Annotated in this window: 17 protein-coding genes and 2 tRNA genes; 4 read left to right on the top strand and 15 right to left on the bottom strand. The window is 40.2% G+C overall.

Annotated features, from left to right (window positions below; all coding sequences use genetic code 11):
- Nucleotides 1-6 precede the first annotated feature (6 nt).
- The 12 genes from N523_RS0117910 to N523_RS0117850 form a co-directional block, all read right to left on the bottom strand.
- Nucleotides 7-82: transfer RNA gene (locus N523_RS0117910), tRNA-Lys, on the bottom strand.
- A gap of 171 nt (nt 83-253) precedes the next feature.
- Nucleotides 254-1,006: a tol-pal system protein YbgF gene (gene ybgF / locus N523_RS0117905; RefSeq protein ID WP_016899823.1), complete on the bottom strand. Its 753-nt coding sequence runs from the start codon at nt 1,004-1,006 to the stop codon at nt 254-256.
- 13 nt (nt 1,007-1,019) lie between these two features.
- Nucleotides 1,020-1,559 carry a peptidoglycan-associated lipoprotein Pal gene (gene pal / locus N523_RS0117900; protein ID WP_013464641.1) on the bottom strand — a complete coding sequence of 180 codons (540 nt, stop codon included), beginning with the start codon at nt 1,557-1,559 and terminating at the stop codon, nt 1,020-1,022.
- Nucleotides 1,560-1,594: 35 nt separating this feature from the next.
- Nucleotides 1,595-2,953, bottom strand: coding sequence for a Tol-Pal system beta propeller repeat protein TolB (gene tolB, locus N523_RS0117895; protein WP_013464640.1), 1,359 nt, complete (start codon nt 2,951-2,953; stop codon nt 1,595-1,597).
- 8 nt (nt 2,954-2,961) lie between these two features.
- Entirely contained in the window at nt 2,962-3,867 is a 906-nt protein-coding gene (tolA, locus tag N523_RS0117890) for a cell envelope integrity protein TolA (RefSeq protein WP_028835786.1), read from the bottom strand.
- A gap of 4 nt (nt 3,868-3,871) precedes the next feature.
- Nucleotides 3,872-4,303 (bottom strand): protein TolR, encoded by a 432-nt coding sequence (gene tolR / locus N523_RS0117885; RefSeq protein WP_016899822.1) that lies wholly within the window; start codon nt 4,301-4,303, stop codon nt 3,872-3,874.
- Entirely contained in the window at nt 4,290-4,994 is a 705-nt protein-coding gene (gene tolQ, locus N523_RS0117880) for a protein TolQ (protein ID WP_016899821.1), read from the bottom strand. Before tolQ ends, tolR begins: the two co-directional genes overlap by 14 nt.
- An 874-nt stretch (nt 4,995-5,868) precedes the next feature.
- On the bottom strand, nt 5,869-6,876 hold the full coding sequence (gene ruvB, locus N523_RS0117875) for a Holliday junction branch migration DNA helicase RuvB (protein ID WP_013464636.1): 1,008 nt from the start codon (nt 6,874-6,876) through the stop codon (nt 5,869-5,871).
- Nucleotides 6,877-6,883: 7 nt separating this feature from the next.
- The gene (ruvA, locus tag N523_RS0117870; RefSeq protein WP_008114133.1) at nt 6,884-7,501 is read right to left on the bottom strand and encodes a Holliday junction branch migration protein RuvA; all 618 of its coding nucleotides are present in this window, start codon (nt 7,499-7,501) and stop codon (nt 6,884-6,886) included.
- Nucleotides 7,502-7,503: 2 nt separating this feature from the next.
- Nucleotides 7,504-8,028: a crossover junction endodeoxyribonuclease RuvC gene (ruvC, locus tag N523_RS0117865; RefSeq protein WP_008114131.1), complete on the bottom strand. Its 525-nt coding sequence runs from the start codon at nt 8,026-8,028 to the stop codon at nt 7,504-7,506.
- Between the two features lie 132 nt (nt 8,029-8,160).
- Nucleotides 8,161-10,662, bottom strand: coding sequence for an ABC transporter permease (locus N523_RS0117855; protein WP_028835787.1), 2,502 nt, complete (start codon nt 10,660-10,662; stop codon nt 8,161-8,163).
- On the bottom strand, nt 10,652-11,365 hold the full coding sequence (locus N523_RS0117850) for an ABC transporter ATP-binding protein (protein ID WP_028835788.1): 714 nt from the start codon (nt 11,363-11,365) through the stop codon (nt 10,652-10,654). The genes N523_RS0117855 and N523_RS0117850 overlap by 11 nt, the downstream gene beginning before the upstream one ends.
- Between N523_RS0117850 and N523_RS0117845 the strand changes: the two genes are divergently transcribed.
- Nucleotides 11,366-11,989 carry an arylesterase gene (locus tag N523_RS0117845; protein ID WP_028835789.1) on the top strand — a complete coding sequence of 208 codons (624 nt, stop codon included), beginning with the start codon at nt 11,366-11,368 and terminating at the stop codon, nt 11,987-11,989.
- Between the two features lie 116 nt (nt 11,990-12,105).
- Nucleotides 12,106-12,182, top strand: a tRNA-Pro gene (locus N523_RS0117835).
- A 475-nt stretch (nt 12,183-12,657) separates the two neighbouring features.
- On the opposite strand, the gene N523_RS0117830 is transcribed toward N523_RS0117835, so the two are convergent.
- From N523_RS0117830 to N523_RS0117820, 3 genes are all read right to left on the bottom strand, one after another.
- The gene (locus N523_RS0117830) at nt 12,658-13,464 is read right to left on the bottom strand and encodes a hypothetical protein (protein WP_028835790.1); all 807 of its coding nucleotides are present in this window, start codon (nt 13,462-13,464) and stop codon (nt 12,658-12,660) included.
- Between the two features lie 95 nt (nt 13,465-13,559).
- Nucleotides 13,560-13,886, bottom strand: coding sequence for a hypothetical protein (locus N523_RS0117825; protein WP_028835791.1), 327 nt, complete (start codon nt 13,884-13,886; stop codon nt 13,560-13,562).
- 570 nt (nt 13,887-14,456) lie between these two features.
- Nucleotides 14,457-14,741 carry a hypothetical protein gene (locus N523_RS0117820; protein WP_013464631.1) on the bottom strand — a complete coding sequence of 95 codons (285 nt, stop codon included), beginning with the start codon at nt 14,739-14,741 and terminating at the stop codon, nt 14,457-14,459.
- A 176-nt stretch (nt 14,742-14,917) separates the two neighbouring features.
- On the opposite strand from N523_RS0117820, the gene N523_RS0117815 reads away from it, so the two are divergent.
- Both N523_RS0117815 and N523_RS0117810 read left to right on the top strand, forming a co-directional pair.
- On the top strand, nt 14,918-16,399 hold the full coding sequence (locus tag N523_RS0117815) for a PAS domain-containing sensor histidine kinase (RefSeq protein ID WP_028835792.1): 1,482 nt from the start codon (nt 14,918-14,920) through the stop codon (nt 16,397-16,399).
- Nucleotides 16,396-16,818: a response regulator gene (locus N523_RS0117810; protein ID WP_028835793.1), complete on the top strand. Its 423-nt coding sequence runs from the start codon at nt 16,396-16,398 to the stop codon at nt 16,816-16,818. Before N523_RS0117815 ends, N523_RS0117810 begins: the two co-directional genes overlap by 4 nt.
- The last annotated feature ends 18 nt before the right edge of the window (nt 16,819-16,836 follow it).

Raw genomic sequence — 16,836 nt, 5'->3', positions numbered from 1 at the left:
AAAGAATGGTGGGTCATGATGGACTTGAACCATCGACCAATGGATTAAAAGTCCACTGCTCTACCAACTGAGCTAATGACCCGCTCTTTTTGTCGCATTTCGAGTGGGGTTACCATTCGTTTGCTGCGGGCGCTTATAATACTTATTTATAAAATGAGTGCAACCGAAATTGTCTCTTTTTTTAAGTTTTTATGTCTAGTTGAGCAATTTTAGACCGCTTATGACAAAAAGCAGTCTAATCAAGCATCAACATTTATTTTGATAAGCGATCTGTGGCTAATTTAGCAGCAGTTGTACTTGGGTACTGATTGATAAGCTCATTCAGTATTTTTTGTGCTTCTGCCTTCAAACCTTGCTCTTGTAAAAGTGTACCAAGCTTTAACATCGCATCTGGGCGTTTATTTGAATTTGGAAATTCGTTAACAACTACTTTAAAGTGCTCGGCTGCTTTTACACCGTCATTTTTAATCGTTAATAGTTGTCCCAGCCAATAATGTGCGTTTGAGGTGTACACTGAATTTGGATACGTTGTTAAGAACGCTTGAAATTCTGGAATAGCTTGGTCGTAGCGTTTATCTTTCATTATAAGCGCAACAGCACGTTCGTACGCTTCGTTTTCAGATAAATCACTACTGTAGCTCTGCTCATTACTAGGCTGTGTGTAGTCTGTTGTAGGCGCTGGAGCCGTCGGCTTTGCATACGCTTGGCTAACACGGTTCTCAATTTCTTGATAAAGCTCGCGTTGACGCTGGAGTACTTTTTCAAGCTTATAGCTTTGCTCTTCAGTTACTCCGCGTATTTGACTAACTTCATCTTGCAGTAAATTGAGCTGTTGCTGTAACTCTACTTGTAAAAAATTACGCTGTTGCATCATACTTTCAAGTGTTGCTAAACGCTTTTCAATGCTTGACTGTGAACTTGCAGCTTCTGAAACAGGAGCGGGAGCAGCCATTAACTGGGTGCTCCCGCTCAATATCATGGCTGCCAAAATAATTTTCGGCTTCATAATATCTCTTATCTTAGTAAACTAGTACCGCACGGCGGTTTTTAGCGAAAGCTGCTTCTGTGCGAGTCTTAACCATAGGCTTTTCTTCGCCGTAGCTAACTACTGACATTTGGCTTGCAGAAACACCTAAGCTTTGTAGGTATTTTTCAACTGCTTGTCCACGGTGCTCACCAAGTGCAATGTTGTACTCTGGCGTACCGCGCTCATCTGCGTGGCCTTCAATTAATACTTTAACAGAAGGATTTTTAACTAAAAACTCAGCGTGTGCACGAAGTAAGTCTGCATATTTGCTTTCTACTGTCGCTTTATCAAAGTCAAAGTAGATAATTTGCTCTTGACGAAGCGCTTCGTACTTTTGACGAAGTTGCTCTTCTGCTTGTTGCTCTGGCGTCATTGTGGCTACTTCAACTGTGTCCGTTGTTGTTTGCTCAACAGTTGCTTGGTTTGACTGGTTAGCTGCATTTTCGTCGATATCTGAAGATGAGCTACAAGCTGCTAGTGTCATTACTGGCACAGCAATTAGCAGGCCTTTAAGTATTTTGTTAAGTTGCATTGAGTAGATTCCTATTTTGAGTAAACCAGCAATTATTACTGTAAATATGGCGACCAAGCCGGTGCCTTTACTTGTCCATCAAGCACAGGTAAACGTGCTTTAAAACGGCCGTCCATCGATACTAGCGCAAGTACCTGTTTATTATTGTGGAGCGTGCTGTATATAATCATCGAGCCATTCGGCGCTATGCTCGGTGATTCGTCAAGGCGAGTTCGTGTTAAAACTTGAAACGCACCTGTAGCCAACTCTTTCTTAGCAAGATGATACTGTCCGTTAGTACGGTTTACCATCACTAATTCTTTTCCGTCTGGCGAAATAGAACCCGCTAGGTTCATGTCACCGTCAAAGGTTAATCTTTGCGTTCTGCCAGTTTTTAAATTTAACTTATAAATCTGAGCATTACCACCCCTTTCCGACGTAAATACTATATCTTCACCATTTGGGTACCACGAAGGTTCGGTATCTATACTACGATGGCGTGTTAATCGCGTCTCTTTACGTGTTAGTAAGTCTAATAAGTAAACCTCAGTTGCACCAGTTTTATCTTTTGACAGCACTAGCAGTAACTTTTTACCATCTGGCGAGAACTGCGGCGCGCCGTTAATTCCCTTGTAGCTGGTGATCAATTCGCGTTTACCCGTATAAATGTCTTGAATATAAATTTGGCTCTGGCGATTTTCAAAGGTTACATACGCTAACTTAGTACCGTCAGGTGACCAAACCGGCGACATTAATGGCTCTTTTGAACGCAATAATACTTGTTCATTAAAACCATCGTAATCAGCAACCACTAACTGATAAGGCTTTTCTTCGGTATCACGTACAATAACATAGGCTATTTTTGTTAAAAACGCGCCTTTTTCGCCAGTTAGCTTTTCATAAATAACATCACTAATGCGGTGCGAGTATCGACGAAATCCAGTTTCACCAATTACGCTTTGACGTGCTTCTAAAATATGGTCTTGGCTTTGAACAAGCTTACCGTTGCTCATCATTTGTGTTTCACCGCCAGTAATTTGGCCGCGAATAACATCAACAAGCTCATAACGTACTAAGTAACGTCCGTTGGTTTGCTGTTCTACTTCACCCACTAAAACCGCTTCAACGCCTTTATTAACCCAAGCGCCGTAATCAATATCGCCGTCTTTATGTGGTTGTTGAGGCATTTGTGAAACGCTAACTGGCTTAAATTTACCACTGCGCATTAAATCAGCAGCAATAACATCGCTAAGCTGCTCTGGAATAGGGCCAATACCTTGGTATTTAAAAGGCACAATCGCAATCGGTCTTGCACCGTCTATACCTTCAGTAATAACAATTTCAAGTGCCGCGTGTGCAACGCCCTGAAACCCTAATATTAAAACTAAACAGGCTATTTTAATTTTGTTAAACATGTCATCCCTTAAAACTCTGGCGCGATGGTTATATTAATATTCTTTAATTGTTCGAATACGTCTTTATCTTTCGATACCGGTAATGTGTCAGCCATGCGAACCGCTCTTAAAGCAGCTTCACACACTAACTTATCACCGCCTAACGACTTAACCTGCGTAACCAAGCCATTAAACCCAAGACGGAGATTAATGCGGCATTGCTGGTTTTTCATTTTTTCATCAATTAATAAGTTTTGCTGAATACGCGCCATAATTAATGCACGGTATTTATCAACTTCACTCACTACTTGCTGTTGACGTATTTTATTACGAGCAGCCTGCTCTTTGGCAAGTTGCTCTTGCAGTATTTGTTCTTGCAATGCTTGCTGACGTTTACGCTCGGCTTCTTCAGCACGTTTTTTACGCTCTTCTTCCGCTTTTTTAAGCGCGGCTTCTTCGGCTTTGCGTTTGTCGGCAGCCGCTTTAGCAGCATCTTCAGCTTCTTGCTTTTGCTTTTGCGCTTGTTTGGCTTTTGCTCGCTCACGTTGTTCTATTTCGCGGGCTTTTTTAGCTTGAGCTTCGGCTTCGGCTCTTTCTTTCTCTTTAGCTTTGCGCTGCTGCTCTAGCTTTTTAATGCGTCTTGCTTCAGATTCACTTTGCTTACGTGCATCGGCTGCACGGCGCTCTAAATCACGAATGCGTTTATCTTCAGCGCGCTTTTTATCTTCTTCTTTTTTGCGTAACTCAGCAATTTTTTGCTCAACCTGCTGTTGATCCACGGTCACAGCAGACACCGCATTTTCTGGCTCAGGAATGGTGGCATTAAGCGTCACTTCCATTACTTTAGGTTTAGGTGGATGAATGTTTGCTGATGCATACAAAAATCCCCCTAATGCTAAATGCAGTATTACTGATTTGATTAACGACGTATTCATATGACTACTTGGTCCCCTCAAAGGATTCGGTCATTAAGCCTACCGATGGTACACCTGCATTTTTCAAAAAATCCATGAGCAGTAACACTTCTTGATACGACACTTTGCCTGAGCCTTTAATCATTACTGGAGTATCAGGGTTTTTCATTAGTTGTAGTTTAATTACAGCGGCTACATCTAATGCTTCCATTGGCTCTTCCGGATCAGTACCTATGCTTACATAATACTTACCTTGCGAATCAATAGAGGCAATAATGGGCGGCGTATCTTTGGTATCAACCAAGTCTGACTCTTCCATTTTTGGTAGGTCTACTTTTACGCCATGGGTTATCAATGGCGCAGTGGCCATAAATATAATAAGCAACACCAACATTACATCAATGTATGGTACTACATTAATTTCTGCGACTGGGCGACGCTTTTTACGCTGGTACATTCGCTTGAGCCTCTATTTGGGTAGCTGCTTGACGGTGTAAAATATTGGCAAATTCTTCCATAAAGTTAATGTAATGAGATTCTAACTTTTCAACTTTATTAGCAAATCGGTTATAGGCAATAACGGCAGGAATAGCCGCAAATAAACCCATTGCTGTTGCAATCAAAGCTTCTGCTATACCTGGTGCAACCATTTGTAAGGTTGCTTGTTTTACTTCACCTAAGGCAATAAAGGCATTCATAATACCCCATACTGTACCAAACAAACCTATGTAGGGGCTAATTGACCCAACGGTTGCTAAAAACGATAAGCTTGATTCTAGTTTTTCTATTTCACGAGAAAGCGCAACCCGCATTGAACGGTGCGTGCCTTCCATAACAATGCCTGCACTTTGAAAGGTATTTTTTTTGTGGCGTGCAAACTCTTTAAAACCTGAGGTGAATAACGCTTCAATACCCGTTGATTGACCACCGCGTGATGAAATTTCGTTATATAGCTTACTTAAGTCAACACCAGACCAAAAACGTTGCTCAAATTTTTTGGCATTTGCTAAGGCGTCAGAGATGGCTTTTTTACGTTGAAAAATAATAGCCCACGACATAACCGACATAGCAACCAACGCTAGCATTACTAATTGCACAAGCAAACTGGCTTCTAGAATTAGATCTAAAAAATTAAGCCCTGATCCCACGTTAAACTCCTAAATAATTAAAAACATCAAATTGATTTATTTGAGTAAGGTAACTTTGTAACACATTAGCCACCATTAAAGTTCAGCTAGTGTATCTAGTGTATTTCCTGCTGACAACGATATTGCTGTGAATAGCCAACAAAAAACGTTAAAAAAATAGTTTTACTACTTAACTCTTGTTTTACTGTATAAATAAATAACAATAAAGCTATCTGTAAGCCCGCTTAATTTCACTAAAGAGTCACAAAAATACGCTGTTTATTCAAAATTAATGCATAAGCACTCATAAACACTACACGCTTACCTTAACGTAATAGTAAAACTAATACCGAACGTTTATATGTTAATATACATAAACAAAGCATTTCATTAACTTATAGAATTAATGGTTAATTAACATGCAACATTAAGTAAAAACAGAAAACCCCTGCTATTAGTTTTTTTAATCTGAAAATATAAATTTTCTAGTTTGAACAAATTCTGCCGCTTCGGTATTATTCTCCCATACCGAGCTAGCGCATTAAATGAAAGCTATTTCATTGAATCCAGTTCTTCGTAATATGATTTATTTCGTATTACTTTTTTACTTCTTGGGGTATGACCTCAATAAGTAAAACGTAGTTCCCTAGATTACTTCCTTAAACTTGTTGTTTGCCCGCATTATTTGCGGGCTTTTTTTTGCCCGCAATTTGTCAAATCAGCTACACTCGGCCTCAGTAACGTTACAGCAGGCGCACAATAGCCTGATATGTCTTAACGCTCAGTGAATTATTGGCAAAGTAAAATACGTCTAAATTTAGCCTTTGCTCATACTAAAAAGCCACTGTCGTTAAAATGACAGTGGCTTTAGAAAGAGTCTAGTTATTCTGGTTATTTAATCTTTTTTAGGTAACAAGCCAAAATGGTGGTACGCATTATCAGAGACAATTCGCCCTCGCGGCGTTCGCTGAATAAATCCTTGTTGAATTAAAAAGGGTTCAATCACATCTTCTATAGTTTCTTTTTCTTCGCCTATTGCCGCGGCTAAGTTGTCAAGGCCAACAGGGCCTCCCATAAACTTTTCGATGATGGCGAGTAAATATTTACGGTCCATGTAATCAAAACCGCTTTTATCAACGTCAATCATGTCGAGGGCTTGTTGAGCTACCTCAGCATTAACCGTACCGTCTGACTTTACTTGGGTGTAATCGCGTACTCGGCGCAATAAACGATTTGCAATACGTGGCGTACCGCGCGAACGTTTGGCTATTTCGGCCGCGCCATCATCACACATTTCTAAACTAAGATAATGCGCTGAGCGCCCCACAATATGCGATAAGTCTTCCACAGAGTAAAACTCTAAGCGCTGAACAATACCAAAACGGTCACGCAGTGGAGAAGTTAATGATCCCGCACGGGTAGTTGCACCAATGAGTGTAAATGCGGGTAAATCAAGCTTAATAGAACGCGCTGCAGGGCCTTCACCTATCATAATATCGAGCTGGTAATCTTCCATTGCCGGGTAGAGTATTTCTTCAACTTGCGGGCTCAAACGGTGAATTTCATCAATAAACAGTACATCACCTTCTTCAAGGTTAGTGAGCAATGCGGCTAAATCGCCCGCTTTTTCAAGCACAGGCCCAGACGTGGTTTTAATATTTACGTTTAATTCGTTCGCCACAATATTAGCAAGCGTGGTTTTACCTAAGCCTGGTGGGCCAAATATCAATAAGTGATCCAACGCTTCGCTACGACTGCGCGCAGCTTCAATAAATATTTCCATTTGTTGCTTAACATGCGGCTGACCACGATAGTCGGCCAGTAACTTAGGCCTAATAGCACGGTCTATGGTGTCTTCGTTGGTTTTTTCAGCAGCATCTATTAAGCGATCAGCTTCGATCATAATTTACTCACAGCATTGATTTCAAAGATTCTTTAATTAGAACTTCAGTCGACATATCGGGTTTGCTTACTGATTTTACTGCTTTTTGCGCTTGTGGCAATTTATAACCGAGCGCCACTAATGCCGAAACCGCATCATCGGCCGCATTATTGGCTATAGTTGCATCGCTCGCAGGCTCTATTACGGCGCTATCGCTAAATGGGGTAAATAAGTCATTACCCCAATTTTTTAATCTGTCTTTCATTTCGAGCACTAAGCGCTCTGCGGTCTTTTTGCCCACCCCTGGCAGTTTAACCAAGGCAGTGGCATCTTCATTATTTACACAACTTACAAACTGCTGCGCCGACATGCCCGACAAAATGGCTAAGCCTAATTTAGGCCCTACTCCATTGGCTTTTAACAGCTCTCTAAATAACGCACGTTCGGTTTTATTATTAAAGCCAAACAATAACTGTGCGTCTTCGCGTACTACAAAATGAGTGTACACAATGGCGTTGTCGCCTACTTTAGGCAAATCGTAAAAACAGGTCATTGGCATTTGTACTTCGTAGCCAACGCCGCTCACTTCTAATAGTATTTCTGGGGGCTGTTTTTCAACTAACACGCCGTTTAAGCGACCTATCATTGTTATTTCCTTAGACGTCCTCTAACGGTTTTGCTGGCGCTACCCGCTAGTTTTATTAAATTTTGTTCAGAGTGGGCATGGCAAATTGCAATTGCAAGCGCATCCGCCGCATCGGCTTGCGGCGTACCTGGCAGTTTAAGTATGTTTTTAACCATATGTTGAACTTGCGATTTATCTGCCCCACCGTTACCCACAACGGCTTGCTTTATTTGCCGTGCTGAGTATTCAAAAACCGGTAAGTCGGCCATAGAGGCACCGACAATCGCAGCACCACGGGCTTGACCTAGCTTTAAAGCAGAATCAGGGTTATGCGCCATAAATACTTTTTCTATAGCAAATGTTTCAGGCGAAAATTGCTCTATAAGTTGCGTAATGCCCTGGTAAATCATTTTAAGTCGGGTGGGAAAGTCATGATCGGCTAATTTAATACAGCCACTGCCTAAGTATGTAAACTTGGCACCTTGATGCGCAACCACACCGTAACCCGTTAAACGCGAGCCCGGATCGATCCCTAAAATTATGGCCAAACAGCACTCTCATTATTGTTATTTATTAATAGTGCTAATAATGCCAGAGCACTGTATAAATTACCAGTACAAAGCAAAAACAAAAATGCCTACTTAAAAAGTAGGCATTTAAACGCTATTTGGCCGCAAAGTTTACGCTAAAGCGCGCACTAAGCCTTGGGTATTTTGTTTAAGCGTACGGGCAATCATAAAATAGCCTAACCCAGCTACAAACACGCCGCCAGCAGCGGGGCCTATAATCCATATGTTAGGATGCAGCTTACCCGCTAAATCAAACATTTGCTGCTGAACAATCAATAACGCAATATCGCTGAAAAATGCAGCCACCAGTCCGGCTAAACCGCCCAGTAATAAAAACTCATACAAGGTGGCATTTTTGATTAATCGGCTTTTAGCGCCCAAAGTACGCAGTATCACAATTTCTTGCATCCGCTCACCTAAGCTTGCTTGCACCTGCGATATAAGTACCAACGCGCCACACAACACCACAATAGCCAGTACAAAGCCAATAGCTAACGACACTTGCTCAATAGTCGATTGAATTTGTTTAACAAAGTTGTCTACATCAATCGCTGTAATAGTAGGGTATGCTCGCAATAGCTGGCTAAAATCGCGCTTTTGCTCAGGCTCAATACGTACTGATGAAATATACGTGGCCGGAAAGCTGCTCAACACATCAGGGCTTAAAATAATGAAAAAGTTAGGTTTAAGCGTGGCCCAATTAACTTTACGTACACTGGTAATTTTAGCGTCGAACGACTGCGCACCAATTAAAAACGTGAGGGTATCGCCCATTTTCACATCAAGGCGCTTCATCATCGACTCTTCAAGTGAGGCCTCAGCTACTGCGTCATCGCCAAACCACTGGCCATCGATAATGTCATTTTGTGAGGGGACTTCGTTAAGCCAAGTTAAGTTAAGCTCGCGGCCAATACCTGAGCGGGCTTCTTCGTCTTTTTTCTCGTTGTCTTGCAATGACACTTCACGTGCTACTGCTTCGCCATTTACTGCATTTACGCGGCCACGAATCGTTGGGTAAAACTCCGACACCTGAATGCCTTTTTGCGCTAAGTATTCATTTACCGGATCCAGCTCATTTTGAGTAATATTAACCAAAAAGGCATTAGGTGCATCGCTTGGTAACTGAGACTGCCAATCCGAAATGATGTCGTTTTTAAGCACAATTAAAAACAACAGTAATTTAATCGCTAGCGAAAAACTAATTAGCTGCACCGCATTAACGTTGGCACGTTTTTGAATAGACGCAATAGCCAACGACCAGCTGTTACCTGGCTTTAAGCCAAGCTTTCGGCCCCCGCCAAATATTAATTTAGAAATTAAAAACAACACTAAAATAAGCGCAAGCGTTGAGGCAAATAAAATAAGGGTAATTTTAATATTGTTACTAAATAACCACATTAATAAAAATACCGTTAAGGCGCTAAGCCCTAAATGGATTTTACTTACCGCAAGGCGGTCGCCTAAATTACGGCGAAGCACTCTAAGTGGTGGAATATCAAATAAATCTAACAATGGCTTAATAGAAAACATAACCGCACAAATAACCCCGGTGCTAATGGCGACTAACCACGGTTTAAACCCTGCCATGGGCAGTTCGGTTCCCATGCTTTTTACAAGGTAACCAGTTGCAACTTCTTGTAAGCCGTAACCAATAGCAAGGCCAACGACTACCGCCATGGTACACACCATTAATAAGTGCATAAGGTAAATTTTGCGGATCATATCGCGGCTGCCACCTAAGGTTTTCATCATTGCGACTGGGTCATATTGGCGCTCACAATAGCGCTTAGCCGATACTGCAATAGCAACCGCGGCTAATATAATGCCCAGCAAACCTGCTAACAATAAAAAGCTTTCGGCTCTGTTTAAGCTATTTGAAATAGGAGACTGGCGGTCTTTTACACCATACCAATTTTGGTTTTCTTTGAGTTGCGGCTTTAACCAATCGTAAAAACTGTTGATGTCGCTTTCATCACCTGCATATAACTGGCGGTAAAATACGCGACTGCCTGGCTGTATTACTTCGGTTTTTGCCACATCATCTATGTTTATAAGCACCCTGCGGCTACTTGAAAACACATTAAATGGCGCATCGGGTTCTTCAACAATTACCTTTTCAACGTTAAATAACGCGGCACCTAATTCAACTTGGTCGCCTACGTTTATGTTTAAGCTATAAAAAACTGATTCACTTAACCATACATTACCAGGGCTTGGCGCACCGGGGGCAACCTCGGTTTGAGCATTCAAACCCGACTTAACTTTTAATTGGCCTTTAAGCGGGTAACTGTTTGATGCCGCCTTTACCGAGCTAAACTGCATTTGATCGTTTGCAAACAGCATAGTGTCAAAGTACACCATTTGTGCAGTTTGTAAGTTTTGTTGTTCTGCTTTGGTTATAAAGGCGGTATCTATGGCGTGGTTGCTGGCAAGAACACGATCTGCTGCTATAAATGCACTGCTTTTTTGCGCAATACTTTCTGCAATTCGCTCAGTTACCATAGATAAAGTAAGTACGGTTAATACCGCCAGTGCAATGGCTGCGCTTATTACGGTTAGTTCACCACGGCGAAACTCACGAGAAAATAGTTTAAGCGCTAATTTAGCCCACATTTGCCATTTCCTCTGTTGAATTTTTTACCAGCTCCCCCGCCTCTATTTGAATAATGCGTTCACATTTTTGCGCTAAGGCTTCATCGTGAGTGACTAAAATGAGGGTTGTACCGTTTTGCTTATTTAAATCAAATAATAACGACTCAATCATATGGCCATTTTTGCTATCTAAGTTAGCTGATGGCTCATCGGCAAACAATATTTTTGGTGAACCCACAAATGCACGGGCAATCGCAACACGTTGTTGCTCACCACCAGATAACTGCGACGGGTAATGATCAACCCGATGGCTTAAGCCTACTTTTTCAAGCAAAGCGAGCGCTTGTTCTTTGGCGTCTTCTTTACCTGCAAGCTCTGCCGGTAGCATCACGTTTTCAAGTGCAGTTAAACTTTGTACCAACATAAAAGACTGAAACACAAACCCAACTTTTGCAGCTCTGAGTGCGGCCCGCGCTTCTTCGTCTAATTCGTGCAGCGGCTCCCCATCTAACATTATTTCGCCACTGCTGGCCGTATCAAGCCCTGCTAATAAACTTAATAAAGTGGATTTACCAGAGCCCGACGTGCCAACAACAGCAACAGACTCACCGTGCTTGACATTAAAGCTGATGTCGCTGAGGATGGACAACTCACCTTCAAGGGTAGATACAACTTTAGACAAACCATTTACTTGAATTATATTTAATTGAGAAAGCGCTGACATATGACTCATTCAATCCTACGTTGTGTATTTATTTTATTTTTAGTTATTAACCCGCTTACTGCGGCAGCTAACAACACGATTTTAATACTTGGTGACAGTTTAAGCGCAGCCTATGGCTTAAAACAAGAACAAGGCTGGGTGCAATTGTTACAAGATAAATACGATGCCGAGCAACGCAATATCAACTTAGTTAATGCCAGTATTAGTGGTGAAACCACTGGTGGCGCCCTGCGCAGACTTGATGCATTGCTTGAGCAATATCAACCAACTCATGTGCTCATAGAGCTTGGCGCTAATGACGGTCTACGCGGTTTTCCAGTTACTAAAATGCAAGACAACTTGACCGCTCTAATTGAAAAAAGCCAAGCAATAGATGCACAAACCGCGCTAATGGAAATTTATATTCCACCTAACTATGGCCCACGTTACAGTAAAATGTTCACCGATAGCTTTGCCAGTGTTAGCAAAGCCACAGGCTCGTATTTAATGCCGTTTTTTGTACTTAAAGTAGCAGGCAAAAGCGAGCTAATGCAAAACGATAACTTACACCCTAACAAAACTGCGCAACCAATACTACGAGATGAAATGTATAACACGATCAACCAGTGGTTAAATAAAGAGTAAAGCCGTATAAAACTTCTGGCGCAAGCGCTTAATATTAAACGCTTGCGCAATAAACATCCAAACAAACAAAAGCTTATTGATTTTTTTAAAAATACACGTACTATTGCAGTCGAAGTCGGTATGTGGCGCAGCTTGGTAGCGCACTGTCATGGGGTGGCAGGGGTCGAGAGTTCGAATCTCTCCATACCGACCATTTAAATCCCTTCAAAACTTAGTTTTATTCAATAAAAACCATTTTCCTTTCGTACTAGCTAATTTAATAATAAAAATATCGCATATTTGTCGCACCAACCAATTTATTGACTGTTTTCCTGCTTTTTGATTTCAGAGGTATTGAGATTATGTGACCCCACAGTTAAATACTTTTCAAATAATAAAGAAGCACGTAACTGCTTTAATTATTGATGTATTGGTTTGAGGTCATTGATATGCAGTTATGAGTAGATGCTAAATAGCCGTAATGTCTGAAGTCAAGATTTACCCCTATGGTTTTCTTCAACTCAAGCTCAACGGTGTAACAAAATAACGTATGTTATACATACAGCTCACCGAATGTTCCATAGATACCGGCGGGAGTTAGAAAGCGTTTGAGAAGAAGTTTCATTTTGGAGCTTTCTTACACGCATAGACCCCTCCGCAGGGTGCGGGTTACAAACTATTCAAATAAACTACTCTTTCAATATTTTGTCAATATTTCTTAAGCTTTGTATTGCTAGTATCAATTCATTCTTTGTTGGTGTAGTTATATTGCTTAGTGTATTAAGCTTAAATACGTTATTAAGCTTACATGTTTCAGATTTAATTAAATCCATCTTTCCATTAAGTGATTCATTATCGAATACAAGCTTTCGGTATGCATTTCTATTTTTCTCAAGCTCTTTTGTTAATTCTATAGTTTTATTATGAGCATTGAGATAAAGTTTATCAGCTTCAAGCAGTTTTTCTTTTATTTCATTTTGTCCTGCTTTATAAAAACTAGTCTGTAATTTTTCAGAGGCTATATCATTCAGCAATTTTGAAATTTCTTCACGCTCTTTAATCAAGCTTTCTTTTACCCTCTTTTCTCTTATTAACAACTCATCATATTTATTTGTTAAGTCATGAGCCCTTGATTTTGAAATAGATAACTCATCAAGCACCTTCAAATGTTCATCATTAGAGACTACTTCTTTCCAGCCGCGCTTATGTAGATATTCATTAAAACAATTACCAGCATAACGCTTTAACAACTCAACTAAGTTATTAACCCAAGGTACAACTGTAATGATTAAAAACGTCAAACCAAGCGGCTCTAAATAAAACCAGTCAAAAGGAAGTTGTATAAGTTTCAAACTTGGTTTTAAAGGCTCATATAAGAACCAATAAATAAGTCTCCAATTATACGTACAGGATACCCAAAAAAAAGTAAAGATGAACGGGCTAGCTAGTCGCTCTCGGAAAAGATCTAAAGTACTACTATCTGCTTGAGGGGTCATGCAACATCCTTATAAAACAAAAATCCGCCAAGTCATAAACTAAGCGGATTTCTTCAACATGAAAAATAGTATATCAGGATTGGGAGAGGTGCAAGTTAATCATCCCACCTTGGTTTTGATATATGGCAATCGTTAATCCAATTAAACAGTTGAGTTAAACGATTTTGAGCCTCTTCGTATTCTATCTGGCCTAAGTCAATAGATTTCCAAATATCGGATAAAACATCAGGAGCTTGCTCTGGTATACCTATAAAAAATTGACTGCGTAGCATATCAAATAACACATCACCTTCAGGGCTTGCATCTTTATTATCCCATATAGAACCAGTTCCACCAATGCCCCAGCCACCAAAAAATTCTTCTAATTCCACAGTTTGCAAACTATCAGTGCTTTCTTTTAAAACGTTTACTTTAAACAACATAAGGCTTCCTTAAATAGTATCCTTTACACTTCCTCGATGCATACGAACAGCAAAAGGGTCACCCATTAGAAAGTTCCGGTCAAGTAGGCAGCTGTGTTTTCTTGATCTTTTTATTCAAAAACCAAGTGTTCTTATCATTTAAACTCACTTTAAATATGACTACGCACCCAGTAATGACGTCGATTGGTGTGAATATGCACCAGTCACCCATATGAATTTAGGCAGTTTAATTAAGCATTATTGATGATTAATTAATGCCTTTGGCTTTCGCCTCAGTCATCGTTTAGTACTAATGTCAGTCCAGTTTCTGGCTGTGTTTACACACTGCGCTGTAACAATTCTATGGTTTATGCTTGCACATAAGCAACCCTTTGTGGCTCAAACATTGGGCAAATCTTGACTTCAGACATCACAATTCTTAACTGATTAGTTATCGCTTTTAACTATCTTCGAAACTAATATTAAATAGCATTTTTAAAAACCACTATATTAGCTTATTGCGCCAATAAGTATCGCAATTAAAAATCGCGACAAAGCTGCTGCCGTTTGTGTTAAGACTTCACGCAAAGTTTACTTTGGTAGCGAGTGCCACACATAAATAGGCGTTTGGTAGAAATATTTAAGTTTGATCACTTTAGTTGGTTTATGTAATGGCAAAGCGAAGGTATTACTCACCATGGTCATTTTGTTAGCTACATCATATTTGAGTCTATCTTCAAACGCTAGCATACCAACAGGAAACAAGTAACACACCTGAGTAGACGCAGTACTGTGATAAGCATTTTTGAAGTCTTTGCGATAAAGAGTAAGGTTATTTAAACCCAAACTATATTTAATACGCACTAAAACCAACATACCCCAACCCGATCCTAAATCAATGTGCCTTTTTTAACCATGATGACTCGCTAAAATATAAGAAAAAACTATTAAAATGAGCATTTAAATAACATGATCTTTCGCTAGATTTGCTGTTCATTACTTGTTCGACTATTACTATATTATGGGAACTAAATTTACTTGCGGGATGCTTGATGGACCTTAAAAAAGTAAATAAAAAATCTAACTCACCAAGTTTAACTGTAAATATGGATGAAGCATTTTTAACTCAACTAGTTAATTGTTTACCCATGGGGGCAATGGTAGTTAATACTGACGCTCAGATCCTTTTTGCCAATAATCAACTATCTGAAATACTGGGCTATGAGGATTCAGAACTCATAGGGATGAACATAGATAGTTTACTTCCAGCTCAATTTAAAGCCAATCATACCCACTTGATGAGTCAGTTTTTTGCTAACCCTCGAAAACGCTTAATGGGTGAAGGCCGTGAGTTATTTGCGAGTCAAAAAAGTGGTAAGCAAATCCCAATTGAAATAGGTTTAAACCCAATACACGGACAACAAGAATTAGTTTTAGCCACTCTGGTTGATATATCGCAAAGGCTGCGCGCAAATAATATGTTTCAACGATCTATTCAGGCTGCGCCACATGGTGTGTTAATAGTTGACCAAGCAGGCATTATACAAGCGGTAAATCAATCGTTATGCAAATCTTTTGGCTACAGTGAAATAGAACTACTCGATAAAAAAATGGAAATGCTATTGCCCCAGCGCTACCAAGGACATCACTCAGCACTTCGTCATTCATTTCATCGTGAACCCAGTGTAAGAAGTATGGGAGTAGGCAGAGATTTAACCGCGTTACACAAAGACGGTAAAGAATTCCCGGTTGAAGTAGGCTTGAGTCCTTTTATAAATACCAATGATGAAGACATGGTATTTGTTTCGTTGTTAGATATAACAGAACGAAAACGAATGGAAACTGAGCTAAAAGAAAATAACACAAGCCTGAAAGAGTTTACCTATGTGGCCTCTCATGATTTACGCTCTCCATTGCGGGGCATTTCAAACTTAATTGAATGGATTAAAGAAGATTTAGGCACTACCACGCCTGAAGTAGAATACAACTTAACGCGTATTGATGATCGTATTCATAAAATGGAGAAGTTAATCGATAATTTATTGGCCTATGCAAGGGCGGGGAAAGCTACCCAAGATACTCAAGTAATCGATATGCATAAATTAATTTCTAACGTTACCGAACTGTTAGATTTACCGGCTGGAATGAAGCTTCATAAAGACATTCAATTAGATACTATCGTCACTGCATGGACGCCACTTGAAACCGTTGTCCGCAATTTATTAAGTAACGCCATTAAACACCACGACAGTAAAGAGGGAACTATAGAGATTCGTTGTGTAGCAGAAAATACGCTTTGCCATATCACTGTGACTGATGATGGCCCCGGTATACCACCAGAGGCTTACGAGCGTATTTTTAGCTTATTTCAAACAACCTCTGACGATAAGTCGGGCTCAGGTATTGGGCTGTCTATTAGTCGGCGTTTGGCACAAGCTCATGGTGGGCGCATTTCCGTTAGCTCAAATGAACCGCAAAAAGGGTCTACATTTCATGTTTGGTGGCCACGCTTTGCAAGGAAAGAGAATTTATGATCAAAAATCTATCTATACTGCTTGTTGAGGACGATGATGTTGCCGCGGAAGCCGTAACAAGAAGCCTAAAAAAAGTGGATCCTAAAATTAAAATAATTTGGAAACAAAATGGAAAACTTGCGTTAGATGCGTTACGAGAAAAAGCACAACAAAGAGTAATATCAGAGCCCTACTTAGTATTGCTAGACCTGAATATGCCAGTGATGAATGGGTTTGAATTTTTAGAGCATATTCGTAAAGATAAAAAATTAAACGATACTGTTGTGTTTATACTCACGACCTCCAATGAGGATAACGACCGCACTCGCGCGTACCATAACAACGTAGCAGGTTATATGGTGAAACATGCAATTGGCCCGCAGTTTGCCAAATTAGCGACACTTATGGATGCTTATATACATGCCGTTGAGCTTGAATAAGCCATTTTGCAAGAGATA

The organism is Pseudoalteromonas sp. 23_GOM-1509m, from assembly GCF_000518425.1.
GTDB lineage: Bacteria > Pseudomonadota > Gammaproteobacteria > Enterobacterales > Alteromonadaceae > Pseudoalteromonas > Pseudoalteromonas tetraodonis.
This window is presented reverse-complemented; position numbering and strand designations above follow the sequence as displayed.